The sequence below is a fragment of the Micromonospora sp. L32 genome, assembly GCF_052068055.1.
Classification (GTDB): Bacteria; Actinomycetota; Actinomycetes; order Mycobacteriales; family Micromonosporaceae; genus Micromonospora; species Micromonospora purpureochromogenes.
This window is the reverse complement of sequence record NZ_JBQHDD010000006.1, coordinates 268548-282837: the sequence shown is the minus strand read 5'-3', so window position 1 is coordinate 282837 and position 14290 is coordinate 268548. Positions and strand designations below refer to the sequence as shown.

Below are 14290 nucleotides of genomic sequence, written 5' to 3'. Positions count from 1 at the left end.
CCGCGAGATGACGCCTTCTCGCCTCCGGCGGTGGGCGATTTCGCAGGTGGTCGGTCAGCGTTCGGCGGCTCCCCGGCGCGGGCGCCCGAACGGCACCACGTCGGCCTCCTGGCCGTGGCTGAGCAGGTAACCCTCGACGAATCCGGTGTTCCGGTCGCCGGCCTGCGCCTCGATCTCGCTGAGCCGGGCGACCAGGAACTCGGTCAGTGCGCTGACCCGGTCGTTGAGCCGCTCGTGCAGCTCGGCGACCACGGCCAGCACCACCGCGGTGCCGGCGGTGGTGAGCGCGAGGAGGTTGACGACCAGTGGCATCTGCTCGCCCTCGACCGCGCCTATCGCGACGTTTGCGGTCACGAACGATGTCACCGACACCGCCGCGACCACGACTGCCCACCATTTCAGGGTCATGGACAGACCCCTCCTTCTGTCCCGCAGGGCTGGGTTCGGCCTTGTCCCGTCCCCCCGCCGACGACGAGCCCAAGCAGTACGAATACGGACGCTAGCGCGCCCGTTCCTGGCCCGTAGCGAAACGAAGAGGTCTGACCAGGCGTTCTTTCGCCATCTGAGGAACTAGCCGGCCTGTTCGTCTCGCTTTCGGACATCGGCCGGCAGAGTCGGGCGATAAGCGAGGTAACGAATGGTTTCTCGAATGTGGAACTTCTCCGCTTCCGAGACGGCGGGATCGACCAGCCGGCGCAGCAGGGCCTCCACGTCCGGGTCCATCGGGGGTGGCGTCGCCGCGGTGCGGGGCGCGGCGGCCCGGTCCCAGCCCAGCGCGGCGAAGGCGGCGGCGGGGTTGAGCCCGAGCCCCTCGCAGAAGGCGACCACCCGCTCCACCTCCGGGTCGCTGGCCCAGTCGCCGCGGACCCACCGGTTGATGGTCTGCCGGGAGACGCCGGTGCGGCGGGAGACCTCGGTGCCCGTCCAGGCCCGCATCGCCCGGGCGTCGTCGAGCGCCCGGCGGACGAAACTGGCGAAGGCGATCTTCCGGGCGGGGGCGGTCTCGGTCACCCCGTGACGGTACGGCCGGACGGCCGCGGTGGGGAGTCCGTGCGTACGGGTGTCACGCGAACGGGACGACTCTCTCCGGGCGCGTGTTAACGATCCAGGGGCCTTTCCGAGGGGTGTCACCTGGGCAGAATAGGAGGACTTAGGTGCGGCGGTAACCGGACGAAAAGCTGATACTGTCACGCTCGTGGGACAATCTACGGTGTGTCACGTGCATGAGACGATTAGTGCTCACATGCGTCACGCCCCCAGCGCGCGGGAGGTGCGGTGACCGAGCTCGCGACCCGTGCCCAGGCCTTCGGCCTGATCGCGGAGGGGGTGGCCGCGGGACTGAGCGCGCCCTGGCGCCTGTACCTCGCCCGAGGGTGCCGCTACCTGTCCCTGAGCGTGGGGGACCGGGACGAGTGGGACGCCTGGCGTACCCATCTCGGTTGTCCGGAGCTGAGCGTCCGGGTCTACGACGCCGGCGGCGAGATCCGCCGCTCCTCGGTCGCCGAGATCGTCCTGGACGGGTGCCGGATCAGCGTCGAGCTGGTGGAGGAGGTCAGCACCGACGACCTGGAGCGGCTCCTGGTCGTCGACCCCACCACGATCGAGCCGGAGGACCGGTGACCGGGCCGGCGCGGCGCGGCGGAGCCGCCGGATGAGCCCGTTCCTCGCGGTCTTCCTCGTCCTCGTCCTCGGCGCCACCAGTTACGCGGCGGGCCGGCTGCACGGCCAGCTCAGCTACCGGATCGGCTATCGCTTCGGCTACCGGCAGGGCTACTTCGACGGCGACCGGGGGGCGTGGAACCGACGACGCCGCGACGCCCAGGCCGCGATCGCCTCGGCCCTGGCCGGGCCGGTGAGCGGGCCACCGGTGGTGACCACCGCGACGGTCACCACCACCGCGGTCGCCCGGCAGGGCACCACGTACACCGGCTCCTCGTTCACCGCCCCGGTCCCGCCGGTCACCGGCCGGCACCCGACCGGGACCCTCGTCCGGCGGCAGGGCTGACGACCCACGCCGGCACCGACCCGGTGCGTCGTCCGCGGCGGGCACGCACCGTCGGGGCCACGTCAGACCGGTGACGGTGGCCCCACCGGCCGGGATGCGCGCAGGGGGCATGCATCCCGGCCGGTCCGCCGCCGACGTTCACGTCCCGGTCGAGGGAGATCCACCTCCACCTCTAGCCGAGGTGGCCCGGCGCCGCTAGCGTCTAGGCATGGCACGGGGTTCTCCCGGGCCAGCCGGTCCGCCCGGAACTGCGACCTCGCGCACGGGGTTCCGCATCCGACCCCGTGTCCCCGGGCACCGGAGGAGGCGGAACACGGGTGGCGGGTGCCCATCCGTCGGAGCAGGCCTGTGACGACTCGCCGTACGCCCGCCGGTGCCGACCAGACCCCGGCCGCGACTGCCACGACCCGCCGAGCCACCCGGAGCCGCCGTACGCCGGCCGCCGCCCCGGCCGGCACCGAGGAGCCCCGACCAGCCGGCCAGGCGTTCGTCCTGGACACCTCGGTGCTCCTGTCCGACCCGGCGGCGTTCCACCGCTTCGCCGAGCACGAGGTGGTCCTGCCCCTGGTGGTCATCTCCGAACTGGAGGGCAAGCGCCACCACCCCGAGCTGGGCTGGTTCGCCCGGCAGTCCCTGCGCATGCTGGACGAGCTGCGGGTGCGGCACGGGCGGCTGGACCGTCCGGTGCCCGCCAACGACGCCGGCGGCACGCTGCGGGTGGAGCTCAACCACTCGGACGACGGCGTGCTGCCGCCGGGCTTCCGCAACGAGTCCAACGACGCCCGGATCCTCTCCGTGGCGTTGAACCTGGCCGCCGAGGGTCGGGAGGTGACCCTGGTCAGCAAGGACATGCCGCTGCGGGTCAAGGCCGCCTCGGTCGGGCTGCGGGCCGACGAGTACCGGCACGGCCAGGCCAGCGATCCCACCTGGACGGGCATGGCCGAGCTGGAGCTGGGCGAGGAGGAGATCGGCCGGCTCTACGCCGGTGAGACCCTCGACCTGGACGCCGCGGCGGGCCTGCCCTGCCACACCGGCCTGGTGCTGCACTCGGCCCGCGGCTCGGCCCTGGGCCGGGTGCTGCCCGACAAGACCGTCCGGCTGGTGCGGGGCGACCGGGAGGCGTTCGGCCTGCACGGTCGCTCGGCCGAGCAGCGCGTCGCGCTGGACCTGCTGCTGGACGAGTCGATCGGCATCGTCTCGATGGGCGGGCGGGCCGGCACCGGCAAGTCCGCGCTGGCGCTCTGCGCCGGCCTGGAGGCGGTGATGGAACGCCGCCGGCACAAGAAGGTGATCGTCTTCCGCCCGCTGTACGCCGTCGGCGGCCAGGAACTCGGCTACCTGCCCGGCTCGGAGTCGGAGAAGATGTCGCCCTGGGCGCAGGCGGTCTTCGACACCCTCGGCGCGGTGGTGCACGAGAACGTGCTGGAGGAGGTCACCTCGCGGGGGATCCTGGAGGTCCTGCCGCTGACCCACATCCGGGGCCGGAGCCTGCACGACGCCTTCGTGATCGTCGACGAGGCGCAGTCGCTGGAGCGGGGCGTGCTGCTCACCGTGCTGTCCCGGATCGGTCAGGGGTCCCGGGTGGTGCTCACCCACGACGTCGCCCAGCGGGACAACCTGCGGGTGGGCCGGCACGACGGCGTGACGGCGGTGATCGAGGCGCTGAAGGGTCACCCGCTCTTCGCGCACGTCACGCTGAGCCGTTCGGAGCGGTCGCCGATCGCCGCGATGGTGACTGATCTGCTGGAGGACATCCCGCAGTAGTCGTCTCGGGCGTCCGTTGCGCCCACTTCCGTCCGCATTCACCTTGTGGCGCAGGTCACAAATGGGTCTGTTGGTTTCCCATCAGTCTCACTGTGCGCGATGGTGTCCAACGAGCGCCCGCGCCCCGACAAGATCGTCGAGTATCGTTCGTCCCACCCCAGGACGAGCCCCGGCGAGAGTCGGTGCGTCGGATGCGACCGGCTCCGGTCGGGGCGCTCGCGGCACGACCGCGTCCGGAGACGGCCGGCCCGCGCCGCGTCCTTGCCCCCGACGAAGGGACCACTTCGTGAGTCGGCTGTGGAGCCGGTTCGGCGCCCGTACGGCCGCCGTCGCACTGCTCTCCGTGGGCGTTGCCGGCGGCTTCTATCTGGGCGAAGACCGGGAAACCCAGCAACAGGGCCTGACCGCGCAGGTCGGCCTCCAGGTCGACCAGGCCGAGTACGACTACCAGCGCGAGCGGCAGGCCGACCACCAGCGCAGCTCCGCCAAGCAGCGGGCCGCCGAGTACCAGGCGAAGCTGCGGGCCGCCGCGGCCGCCAAGGAGGCCGCCGAGCGGGCCCGCGAGGCCGAGGCCGCTGCGGCGTCCCGGAAGAAGGCGCGGGAGGCGGCGGCCAAGGAGGCCGAGGCCAAGACCCAGCCGTTCACCGGTCCGATCCCCGCGTCCTGCAACGAGTTCAGCGGCAACCGCGAGATCGGCTGCGCGCTGCTGCTCGACGCCGGCTTCAAGATCGACCAGATGCCGTGCCTGGACAAGCTCTGGACGAAGGAGAGCGGCTGGAACCACAAGGCCAGCAACCCCTCCTCCGGGGCGTACGGCATCCCGCAGGCCCTGCCGGGCAGCAAGATGGGCACGGTCGCCGACGACTGGCGGACCAACCCGGCCACCCAGATCAAGTGGGGCCTGGGCTACATCGAGGGCCGGTACGACAACCCCTGCGGCGCCTGGGCGCACAGCCAGAACGTCGGCTGGTACTGATCGTCGCGAACGAGGGCGGGGCGGGTGGGCGACCACCCGCCCCGCCCTCGTCGTGGTCCGGGCCGGCGCGCCGCCCAGGTGGCGGTCGGCCACGAATGCTGATACCCCTGTCAGGGTGACCCTGCACCCAGCGGGCGGCGACCCGACCCGGTTCGGCACCGACGCGTTCTACGCCGCCCTCGGCCGGGCCTTCGTCGCCATGTGCGCGGTCGTGCCGTTCCTCTTCCTCATCGAGGCCCTCGACCAGGGGCTCGACTTCGGCCTCGACGTGGCCGCGGGGATCATCCCGCACCGCATCCAGGGCCTGGACGGGGTCTTCTTCTCGCCGTTCCTGCACCACGGCTTCGAGCACCTCTACAGCAACAGCATCCCGCTGATCCTGCTCGGCACCTTCGTGCTCGCGGCCGGCACCCGGCGCTTCCTCTGGTCCACCCTGATCATCGTGCTGGTCAGCGGGCTCGGCGTCTGGTTCACCGGCGCGCCCAACTCGGTGGTCGTCGGCGCCAGCGGGGTGATCTTCGGCTACCTCGGCATGCTGCTGACCCGGGGCCTGGTGGAGCGCAGCTGGTGGAACCTGGCGGTGGTGCTGCTGGTCGGCTTGCTCTACGGCTGGCAGCTGCTCGGCATCCTCCCCACCGACGAGCGGATCTCCTGGCAGGGGCACCTGTTCGGGCTGCTCGGCGGGGTGGTCGCGGCGATCCTGTTCCGGCGCCGCCGGCCCGAGCCGGGCGGGCCGTACCACTCGGAGTCGACCCTCACCATGCCCTGAGTCGGGCGACCCGCCGCTGGGCCACCGGAGATCGGGACATGCTTGCCCGGCCGGTGCGTCGGGCCTACCGTCGGCATCAGCACGCGTTGATCCGCCAGCGGAAAGCGACGGTACGCCCATGCGCGAGGTCGATGTCGCGGTGATCGGGGCCGGCCCGACCGGCCTGTTCGCCGCGTACTACGCCGGGTTCCGCGGGCTGTCCGTGGCGGTCGTCGACGCGCTGCCCGAGCCGGGCGGGCAGATCACCGCGATGTATCCGGAGAAGCTGATCCTGGACGTCGCCGGCTTCCCCGCCGTCAAGGGACGGGACCTGGTGGCGAACCTGGTGGCCCAGGCCGCGCCGTTCCACCCGGAGTACCTGCTCGGTACCCGGGCGGAGAAGCTCGCCTACGTCGACGGCAAGCCGGTGCTCGGGCTCGCCGGCGGTGACCAGCTGCGCTGCGGCGCGGTGGTGATCACCGGTGGGCTGGGCAGTTTCACCCCGCGCCCGCTGCCGGTGGCGGAGAGCTTCGTGGGCGGCGGGATCGTCTACTTCGTACCCGAGCCGACGGCACTGGCCGACCGGGACGTGCTGATCGTCGGCGGCGGGGACTCGGCCTTCGACTGGGCGTTGACCCTGCAACCGCTGGCCCGCTCGGTGACGCTGGTGCACCGGCGGGAGAAGTTCCGGGCGCACGCGTCGACGGTCTCCCGGGTGCTGGCGCTGCCGGTGCGGGTGATCGTCAACGCCGAGCTGACCAGGCTGCACGGGGACGCCACGGTGACCGCCGCCGAGATCACCGTGCGCGGCGGCGACGCCGAGACCCTGCCGGTCGACACGGTGGTGGCAGCGCTGGGCTTCACCGCCGACCTCGGACCGCTGGCCGAGTGGGGGCTGCGGCTGGACCGCCGGCACATCGTGGTGGACAGCGCGATGGCGACCAACCTGCCGCGCGTCTTCGCCGCCGGGGACATCACGGAATACCCGGGCAAGGTGCGGCTGATCGCCACCGGCTTCGGCGAGGCGGCCACCGCGGTCAACAACGCCGCCGTCGCCATCGACCCGAGCGCCCACCTGTTCCCGGGCCACTCCTCCGACGCCGGCTGAGGCGACCGTCAGCGGGGCAGGCCGATGAGGTCGGCCATCAGCCCGGTCTGGTGGTCGAAGTACGCGTCCCGGTGCGGGACCGCCCGGTTGAGCCGGCCGAACAGCTCGAAGCTGATCAGACCGAACAGCTGCGTCCAGCCGGCCATGCCCCGGGCCAGCAGCGACTCCGGCAGGCCGGGGAAGAGCCCGGCGGCGATCTCGGCCAGGTCGGCGCGCACCGGTTCGGGCAGCTCGTCGTCGGGGGCGGCCAGCCGCCCGTCGACCAGCCCGTCGTGCAGGATGCCGACCAGGGTCACCGGCGGGCGCTGGGCCGGCAGGACGGTGTCGTCGGGTGCGGCGTACCCGGGCACCGGGCTGCCGTAGAGCAGGGCGTACTCGGCGGGGTGGGCGAGCGCCCAGTCCCGGGCCGCCCGGCACACCGCGTGCCAGCGGCCGCGCAGGTCCTGCCGGTCGGCGCCGGCGTCGGCCGACTCCACCGCGTCGCCGAGCGCGTCGTACGCCTCCAGGATCAGCGCGGTGAGCAGGTCGTCGCGGCTCGGGAAGTAGCGGTAGATGGCGGAGGAGACCATCCCCATGTCCCGGGCGACCGCCCGCAGCGAGAGGTTGGCGCCGTCGGTGGCGAGATGGCGGCGGGCCACCGCCTTGATCTCGTCGAGCATCTCGGCGCGGACCCGGGCGCGGATCGAGGAAGCGGGCATGGGTCCACTCTGCCACGGACTGGAGCGGCAATCAAAAAAGAGAGCACCGCTCTTGACGACTCGGCGGGTGGGCGGGCATGCTGGTGTCGGCAAGTGAGAGCAGTGCTCTCGGTTCGTATCCCCGCTTCGAAAGGCGTTCCCATGTCGCTGCACGTGATCGTCGGCTCCGGTCCGGTCGGCACGGCCACCGCCCGTCTCCTCGCCGAGCGGGGTGAACGCGTCCGGGTGGTGACCCGCCGGGGCAGCGGGCCGGAGCACCCGTCGTCGAGCGGGTCACCGCCGACGCCGCCGACGCCGACCGGCTCACCGCGCTGACCGAGGGCGCGGACGCCCTGTACAACTGCGCGAACCCGGCGTACCACCGGTGGCCGACCGACTGGCCGCCGCTGGCCGGCGCGCTGCTCACCGCCGCCGAGCGGACCGGCGCCGTGCTCGCCACGGTCGGCAACCTCTACGGGTACGGGCCGGTCGACGGCCCGATGACCGAGCAGACCCCGCTCGCCGCCACCGGCACCAAGGGCCGGGTGCGCAACCGGATGTGGAGCGAGGCGCTCGCCGCCCACCGGGCCGGCCGGGCCCGGGTCACCGAGGTGCGCGGTTCCGACTACCTCGGCGCCGGCGGCACGTCCCTGCCGATGCTGGTGCTGCCCCGGGTGCTCGACGGACGGCGGGTCTTCCTCCCGGTCGCCTGGGACGCCCCGCACACCTGGACGTACATCCCGGACGTCGCCCGTACCCTCGTCGTCGCCGCCGCCGACGCGCGGGCCTGGGGCCGGGCCTGGCACGTGCCCAGCGCACCCGCCGCCGGCATGCGCGAGCTGGCCACCCGCGCGGTGGCGCTGGTCGGCGCGCCCGCGCCGAAGCTGACCCGGATGCCCTACCCGGTGCTCTGGCTCGGCGGCCTGACCGACCCGTTCGCGCGGGAGCTGCGCGAGACCGCCTACCAGTTCGACCGGCCGTATCTGATGGACTCCACCGCCGCCACCGCCACCCTCGGCATCGAGGCGACGCCGCTGGACCGCGCGATCGAGGAGACGGTCACGGCCCTGCGCCGCTGACCCGCCGGCACCCGCCGCGAGCCCGGCCCGGGCTCAGCGGCGGGGCGCCGGGCCGAGCGCGGCCACCAGCACCGCCACCAGGGTCAGCGCGGCACCCGCCAGGGTCGCCGGCCCCGGGTGCGAGGCCGCGGTCGGCAGGACCAGGTCCAGCAGTACGGCCCCGACGACCTGCCCCGCGATGGTGGCCAGCCCGAGCAGCAGCACCCCGGTGAAGCGGACGATCGCCGCCGCGATCGCGATGAACACGATGCCGATCGGCCCGCCCAGGTAGAGCCACGGCTCGGCGGGCAGGGCGCCGGTCGGCCAGCCCCGGACCGCGCCGTCGACTGCGAAGGTGACCAGCAGGGCGGCCGTGCCGACGGTGAAGTTGACCAGCGTGGCCGCCAGGGCGCTGCCCGAGGCGACCCGGACCTGACCGTTGACCGCCTGCTGCCAGGCGATGCCGACCCCGGCCAGCAGTGGCAGCAGGGCCAGCATCAGGGCTCCCGGGTCGCCCAGCCGGTCGCCCACCGCCAGCAGGACGGCGAGCACGGTCAGCGCCGCACCGGCCAGCCGGCTCGGCGTCACCGGCTGCCGGCCGGCCGGGCCCACCCCGGCCCGGTCCACCGCCAGACTGCTCGCGGACTGGCCGGCCACCACCGCCACCGTGAAGACGGCCACCCCGAGCGTGCCGATGGTGAGCCCCTGGGTGGCGACCAGGAACGCCCCGCACAACCCGCCCAGGCACTGCCACGGGCGCAGCGAGCCGTCCCGCAGCGCCGCGCGCAGGTCGCGCAGTCCCCGCCGCCCACCCGGGGTGGCGGGGACCAGCACCAGCAGCACCAGCAGGCCCAGCCCGAACGAGACCACCGCGGCGGCGATCCCGTCGGCCAGGCGTACGCCCAGTTCGCCGTTGATCCGGGACTGCACGGCCACGGTGACCCCCGAGGCGGTCGCCAACCCGGTCGCGACGATCCGCCGGGACCCCGGGACGGTCGGACGGACCGCCGCCCCGGCCCTACTCACTCCTGCTCGGCCAGCGGCCGGCCGTCGAAGTCGACCGCCGAGTAGAGGGCCAGCTTCTCCAGCCGGTGGTACGAGTCGATCACCCGGATCGTGCCGCTCTTGGAGCGCATCACGATCGACTGGGTGTACGCCCCGCCCGCCCGGTAGCGCACGCCGCGCAGCAGGTCACCGGAGGTGACACCGGTGGCCACGAAGAAGCAGTTGTCGCCGGTGACCAGGTCGTCGGTGCTGAGCACCCGGTCCAGGTCGTGCCCGGCGGCCAGCGCCTTCTCCCGCTCCTCGGCGTCGCGCGGCCAGAGCTTGGCCTGCATCGCCCCGCCCATGCACTTGAGCGCGCAGGCCGAGATGATCCCCTCCGGCGTGCCGCCGATGCCCATCAGCACGTCGACGTCGGACTCGCCCCGGGCGGCCGCGATCGAGCCCGCGATGTCGCCGTCGGAGATGAACCGGATGCCCGCCCCGGTACGCCGGATCTGCTTGACCAGGTCGTCGTGGCGGGAGCGGTCCAGCACGCAGACCGTCACCTCGGAGACGTCGGTGCCCTTGACCTTGGCGATCCGGCGCAGGTTGTCGGCCACCCCGGCGTTGATGTCCACCACGTCGGCGTACATCGGACCGACGGCGAGCTTCTCCATGTAGAAGACCGCGCTCGGGTCGAACATCGCGCCGCGCTCGGAGACCGCGAGCACCGCCAGCGCGTTCGGCATGCCCTTGCTCATCAGCGTGGTGCCGTCGACCGGGTCCACCGCGACGTCCACCTCGGGTCCGGTGCCGTCGCCCACCTCTTCGCCGTTGAAGAGCATCGGCGCGTTGTCCTTCTCGCCCTCGCCGATCACCACCACCCCGCGCATCGGGATCGAGTTGATCAGCTTGCGCATCGCGTCGACGGCTGCCCCGTCGCCGCCCTCCTTGTCGCCCCGGCCGACCCACCGGCCGGCGGCCATCGCCGCTGCCTCGGTGACCCGGACCAGGTCGAGGGCAAGGTTGCGGTCGAGATCCTGGGGGATCCGCGTCCTGGTGTTCGTCGTCATGACGGCTTCCTCCTCGCGACGTTGCGGGGTGGACCGGCAGGGTGCTGCGGTCGCCGCTGCCGGCTTTGTCGCTGATCCTCACACGATGACAGGTCCGGTGTCGGGGCGGGGCGGTGGTGGGCGGGATCGGTCACCCGCGCGGCTGCGAGAATGGACGGGTGGACCCCGCACAGCCTGCCGACCGCGTACCCGCCGACCAGACCCCGCCCGACGGCCAGCCGCCGGTGCCCCCGACCGGGGCGACCGACGCGGTGGCCGGGTCCGGCCCGTCGAAGGGACCGGCCGGCGGCGGCTCGGCCACCGGGGCCGGCACCGAGGCGGCGCTGGTCGAGACGACCGCCGGCGCTGGCGGCGGCGGCGAGCCGGCGCTGGTCGAGCCGACGCCCGACGCCGCCGCAGTGGACGCCGACGTGCCGCCGGCGCGGCCGGCCGCCGGCGGGCGGCCCGTCGGCAAGGAGAAGTCCCGCTCCGAGCGGTCGCCGAAGGACATGGCGCTCTCGCTGCTGGTGCTCCTCGTCCCGATCGCCCTGCTGGTCGCCTTCTACCGGGGTTTCCTCGGCGGCGAGCAGCCGACCGTGATCGACGCCGCGCCCGCCTACGAGCAGGCCCGCGCGGCGAACGCCTTCCCGGTCAGCGAGCCGGCCGGGCTGAGCTCCGGCTGGCGTACGGTCAGCGCCAGCTACCGCACGGTCGAGGGTGGCGCCAACCTGCGCGTCGGCTATCTCACTCCGGAGGGGCGGGGCGTCCAGCTGGTGCAGAGCAACGTGCCGCCGGAGAGGCTGCTGCCCGCCGAGCTGACCGCCGAGGGGCAGCCCCAGGGGCCCACCGACCTGGGCGGGCGCAACTGGCAGCGGTACACCGGCCGGGGCAACGACCAGGCCCTGGTGCTGCTCGAACCGAACCGCACGATCCTGGTGATCGGCGACGCCCGGGAGAACGAGCTGCGGCAGCTCGCCGGCTCGTTGCGCTGACGCCGCGAGGCCTGGGCGGGCTTGTGCAGAAGCCCCCGGCGAAGCAGGTCGTCGAGGCGTCCGACCAGGTCTACGAGATGTTCAAGGACTGACTTCCCGGGGTGGGGTGCGGCGTGCTGCGCCGCCCCACCGAGGAGTGACGTTCCATCAGGTGGACCGGACAGGGATTGCCGAACGCGGCGTCAGGGAACAGAAGGTATGCGACCTCGCCGGCTCGTTCCGTCGGCCGGACGGGACTCGTGCGGCGGGGCAGGTGCAAGGCCTCGACGCCACGCCTCCGGCGCCCCCGCGGGCCGGACGACCCACTTGAGAGGTTCACGTGACCATTCGGCGCTTCAGCGCGGCGGTCTTCGCCGCGACGCTGCTCACTCCTGGGCTTGCCGCCTGCAACAGCACCGGGACCGGCGAGGCGGGGGCCTCCGCGTCCCCCACGGTCTCCGGCAGCGCCTCGCCGGGGGCCTCCGGCGCGGTCAACGGCGACGCCAAGCAGGCCCTGCTCAACTCCACCAACGAGATCAGGAACGGCAACTTCCGGTTCACCATGTCCGGCGCCGGTTCGAGCGCCGAGGGGCAGGTGCACGAGCCGAGCCAGAGCGCCGAGATGCGCGTCCTGATCGGTGACGCGTCCTCGGACCTGTCGATGAAGCTCGACCTGATCCACGCCAAGCCGGACAGCTGGGTGAAGCTGGAACTGGGCGGCAAGTCCGCCGGCAGCATCCCGGGCGCGCAGAAGCTCAACCTCGGCAAGTACCAGCACCTCGACCAGACCCGGATCAAGGGCAACAAGGCGCTGGGCTTCGACTTCGACAAGATCGACCCGGCCGGCAGCGAGGTGCTGACCCAGGGCATCACCGAGGTACGGCAGACCGGCGAGGGCACCTACGCCGGCACGCTCGACGTGTCGAAGGCCGCCGAGGCCGGCTCGGTGGACCAGTCCGTGATCACCGCGCTCGGCCCGCAGGCCAAGTCGGTGCCGTTCACGGCGAAGCTCGACCCGCAGGGCCGGCTCAGCGAGATGGTGGTCCAGATTCCGGCCGCCGGCCAGAACGCCGCGCAGGACATCAAGGTCACCTACTCGGACTACGGCAACGCCGCCGCCGCGCAGAAGCCGCCGGCCGACCAGGTGGTCGAGGCGCCCAAGGAGTTCTACAACCTGTTCAACTGAGCCGTCGACTCCGGTGGCGGGGCGGCTGTCGGTCGCCCCGCCGCTGCTGTCCGCTGCCCAGGGCAGGCGTCAGGAGTCGGCGGCCTGCCGGGCGGCGTCGATGCGGGCCCGGGCGCCGTCCAGCCAGCGCTGGCAGACCTCGGCCAGCTTCTCGCCGCGCTCCCACAGCGCCAGCGACTCCTCCAGCGAGGTGCCGCCGGCCTCCAGCTTCTCGACCACCTGGGCCAGCTCGGCGCGAGCCTGCTCGTAGCTGAGCCGCTCGTCCTTCGTCTCGTCGGTCATCGCACCCATCCCACCACACTCCTCAGCCGTCGACGGTCGCGGTCAGCTCACCGTCGGCGAGGCGCACCCGCAGGGGGTCGCCCTTGGCCACCTCGGCGGCGGCGCGGACGACGTGGCCGTCGGCGCGCTGCACGATCGCGTACCCGCGGTCGAGGGTGGCCGCGGGGGAGAGCGCGCGCAACCGGGCCAGGGTGTGCCGCAGGTCGTCGTCGGCGGCGCCGAGCCGGTGGTCCAGGCAGCGGCCGGTCCGGTCCCGCAGCGCGCTCACCTCGGCGGCCCGCTGGTCGACCATCACCTGCGGGCGGGCCAGCACCGGTCGGGAACGGAGCAGGGCGAGCCGGTGCGATTCCCGGTCGACCAGGTTGCGGACCGCGCGTTCCAGCCGGGACCGGGCCTGGCCGATGAGGCGGACCTCCTCGGTGAGGTCGGGCACGACCCGCTTGGCCGCGTCGGTCGGCGTGGACGCGCGGACGTCGGCGACGTAGTCGACCAGCGGTGCGTCCGTCTCGTGGCCGATCGCGCTGACCACCGGGGTGCGGCAGGCGAAGACCGCCCGGCACAGCGCCTCGTCGGAGAAGGGCAGCAGGTCCTCGATGCCGCCGCCGCCCCGGGCCAGGATGATCACGTCGATGCTCGGATCGGCGTCGAGCACCTTCAACGCGTCGACGATCTGCGGCACCGCGCTCGGCCCCTGCACCGCCACGTTGACCGTGCGGAACTCCACCGCCGGCCAGCGCCGCCGGGCGTTGGTCAGCACGTCCCGCTCCGCGGCCGAGGCGCGCCCGGTGATCAGCCCGACCCGCTGCGGCAGGAACGGGGGGCGGCGCTTGCGGGACCGGTCGAAGAGCCCCTCCGCCGCGAGCAGCTTCTTGAGCTTCTCCAGCCGGGCCAGCAGCTCGCCGAGCCCCACCTGGCGGATCTCGTCGGCGCGCAGGCTCAGCGTGCCGCGGGCCGCGTAGAACTCCGGCTTGGCGTGCAGCACCACCCGGGCGCCCTCGCGCAGCTCCGGCGCGCCGGAGTCGAGGACGTCCCGGTTGGTGGTGACGGTCAGGCTGAGGTCGGCGGACGGGTCGCGCAGGGTGAGGAAGACGGTGCTGGCGCCGGGGCGCCGGCTGATCTGCGCCACCTGGCCGTCCACCCAGACCCAGCCGAGCTTGGCGATCCAGGCGCCGACCTTCTGGCTGACCACCCGGACCGGCCAGGGCTCCTCGGGGGTGCTGCGCGGGGCGTCGGTCACCCGCCCACCCTACGGTCAGCCCCCGACGACCTGCGGCAGCCCTGACAGCGCGTGCCGCTCGCCGGGGCGGGGCCCCACGGGCCCTGCTCGGTGATCGCCACGGTGTTTTCCCAGGGCGCGGCGGTCGCGCCGTCGACCGTGCTGATCGTCCAGCCGTCGTCGGCGACCGTGAGGCCGAGCGCGCCGAAGGGCGAACATCGGCGGGTCTTCTGGATCACCATCGCGCGTCCTTTCGTACCCGA

At 73.4% G+C, this 14290-nt stretch carries 16 protein-coding genes and 1 pseudogene; 9 read left to right on the top strand and 8 right to left on the bottom strand.

Annotated elements, in window-relative coordinates:
• Positions 1-54: 54 nt before the first annotated feature.
• Positions 55-408, bottom strand: coding sequence for a hypothetical protein (locus tag ACTMTB_RS18645; RefSeq protein WP_441147252.1), 354 nt, complete (start codon positions 406-408; stop codon positions 55-57).
• Between the two features lie 162 nt (positions 409-570).
• Entirely contained in the window at positions 571-1011 is a 441-nt protein-coding gene (locus tag ACTMTB_RS18640; protein WP_210776574.1) for a helix-turn-helix domain-containing protein, read from the bottom strand.
• 264 nt (positions 1012-1275) lie between these two features.
• Between ACTMTB_RS18640 and ACTMTB_RS18635 the strand changes: the two genes are divergently transcribed.
• The 6 genes from ACTMTB_RS18635 to ACTMTB_RS18610 all read left to right on the top strand — a co-directional run bounded on the left by ACTMTB_RS18635 (position 1276) and on the right by ACTMTB_RS18610 (position 6601).
• The gene (locus ACTMTB_RS18635; RefSeq protein ID WP_441147249.1) at positions 1276-1620 is read left to right on the top strand and encodes a hypothetical protein; all 345 of its coding nucleotides are present in this window, start codon (positions 1276-1278) and stop codon (positions 1618-1620) included.
• Between the two features lie 31 nt (positions 1621-1651).
• Positions 1652-2005 carry a hypothetical protein gene (locus ACTMTB_RS18630; RefSeq protein ID WP_280840415.1) on the top strand — a complete coding sequence of 118 codons (354 nt, stop codon included), beginning with the start codon at positions 1652-1654 and terminating at the stop codon, positions 2003-2005.
• 348 nt (positions 2006-2353) lie between these two features.
• Positions 2354-3769, top strand: coding sequence for a PhoH family protein (locus tag ACTMTB_RS18625; RefSeq protein ID WP_441147247.1), 1416 nt, complete (start codon positions 2354-2356; stop codon positions 3767-3769).
• 286 nt (positions 3770-4055) lie between these two features.
• Positions 4056-4745 (top strand): lytic transglycosylase domain-containing protein, encoded by a 690-nt coding sequence (locus ACTMTB_RS18620; protein ID WP_441147245.1) that lies wholly within the window; start codon positions 4056-4058, stop codon positions 4743-4745.
• 115 nt (positions 4746-4860) lie between these two features.
• Entirely contained in the window at positions 4861-5514 is a 654-nt protein-coding gene (locus ACTMTB_RS18615; RefSeq protein ID WP_441147243.1) for a rhomboid family intramembrane serine protease, read from the top strand.
• A 118-nt stretch (positions 5515-5632) separates the two neighbouring features.
• Positions 5633-6601, top strand: a complete 969-nt coding sequence (locus ACTMTB_RS18610; protein ID WP_441147241.1) for an NAD(P)/FAD-dependent oxidoreductase — start codon at positions 5633-5635, stop codon at positions 6599-6601.
• A gap of 8 nt (positions 6602-6609) precedes the next feature.
• Here the strand turns inward: ACTMTB_RS18610 and ACTMTB_RS18605 are convergent, their stop codons facing one another.
• The gene (locus tag ACTMTB_RS18605) at positions 6610-7299 is read right to left on the bottom strand and encodes a TetR/AcrR family transcriptional regulator (protein ID WP_441147239.1); all 690 of its coding nucleotides are present in this window, start codon (positions 7297-7299) and stop codon (positions 6610-6612) included.
• Between the two features lie 141 nt (positions 7300-7440).
• On the opposite strand from ACTMTB_RS18605, the pseudogene ACTMTB_RS18600 reads away from it, so the two are divergent.
• A pseudogene (locus tag ACTMTB_RS18600) lies at positions 7441-8357 on the top strand (NAD-dependent epimerase/dehydratase family protein).
• A gap of 33 nt (positions 8358-8390) precedes the next feature.
• Here the strand turns inward: ACTMTB_RS18600 and ACTMTB_RS18595 are convergent.
• Both ACTMTB_RS18595 and glpX read right to left on the bottom strand, forming a co-directional pair.
• A complete protein-coding gene (locus ACTMTB_RS18595) occupies positions 8391-9362 on the bottom strand; it encodes a DMT family transporter (RefSeq protein WP_441147237.1) in 972 nt (323 codons plus the stop codon).
• Positions 9359-10393, bottom strand: a complete 1035-nt coding sequence (gene glpX, locus ACTMTB_RS18590; protein ID WP_088963962.1) for a class II fructose-bisphosphatase — start codon at positions 10391-10393, stop codon at positions 9359-9361. Before glpX ends, ACTMTB_RS18595 begins: the two co-directional genes overlap by 4 nt.
• A gap of 158 nt (positions 10394-10551) precedes the next feature.
• On the opposite strand from glpX, the gene ACTMTB_RS18585 reads away from it, so the two are divergent.
• Positions 10552-11364, top strand: a complete 813-nt coding sequence (locus tag ACTMTB_RS18585; protein WP_441147235.1) for a DUF4245 domain-containing protein — start codon at positions 10552-10554, stop codon at positions 11362-11364.
• A 319-nt stretch (positions 11365-11683) separates the two neighbouring features.
• Entirely contained in the window at positions 11684-12529 is an 846-nt protein-coding gene (locus ACTMTB_RS18580) for a hypothetical protein (RefSeq protein ID WP_357917503.1), read from the top strand.
• Positions 12530-12598: 69 nt separating this feature from the next.
• Here ACTMTB_RS18580 and ACTMTB_RS18575 read toward each other — a convergent pair whose 3' ends face one another.
• From ACTMTB_RS18575 to ACTMTB_RS18565, 3 genes are read right to left on the bottom strand one after another with little or no spacing between them, the layout of a single operon-like run.
• Entirely contained in the window at positions 12599-12811 is a 213-nt protein-coding gene (locus ACTMTB_RS18575; protein ID WP_088964870.1) for an exodeoxyribonuclease VII small subunit, read from the bottom strand.
• Positions 12812-12833: 22 nt separating this feature from the next.
• Entirely contained in the window at positions 12834-14048 is a 1215-nt protein-coding gene (gene xseA, locus ACTMTB_RS18570) for an exodeoxyribonuclease VII large subunit (RefSeq protein WP_210776597.1), read from the bottom strand.
• On the bottom strand, positions 14045-14269 hold the full coding sequence (locus ACTMTB_RS18565) for a hypothetical protein (RefSeq protein WP_441147232.1): 225 nt from the start codon (positions 14267-14269) through the stop codon (positions 14045-14047). Before ACTMTB_RS18565 ends, xseA begins: the two co-directional genes overlap by 4 nt.
• Positions 14270-14290: the final 21 nt, after the last annotated feature.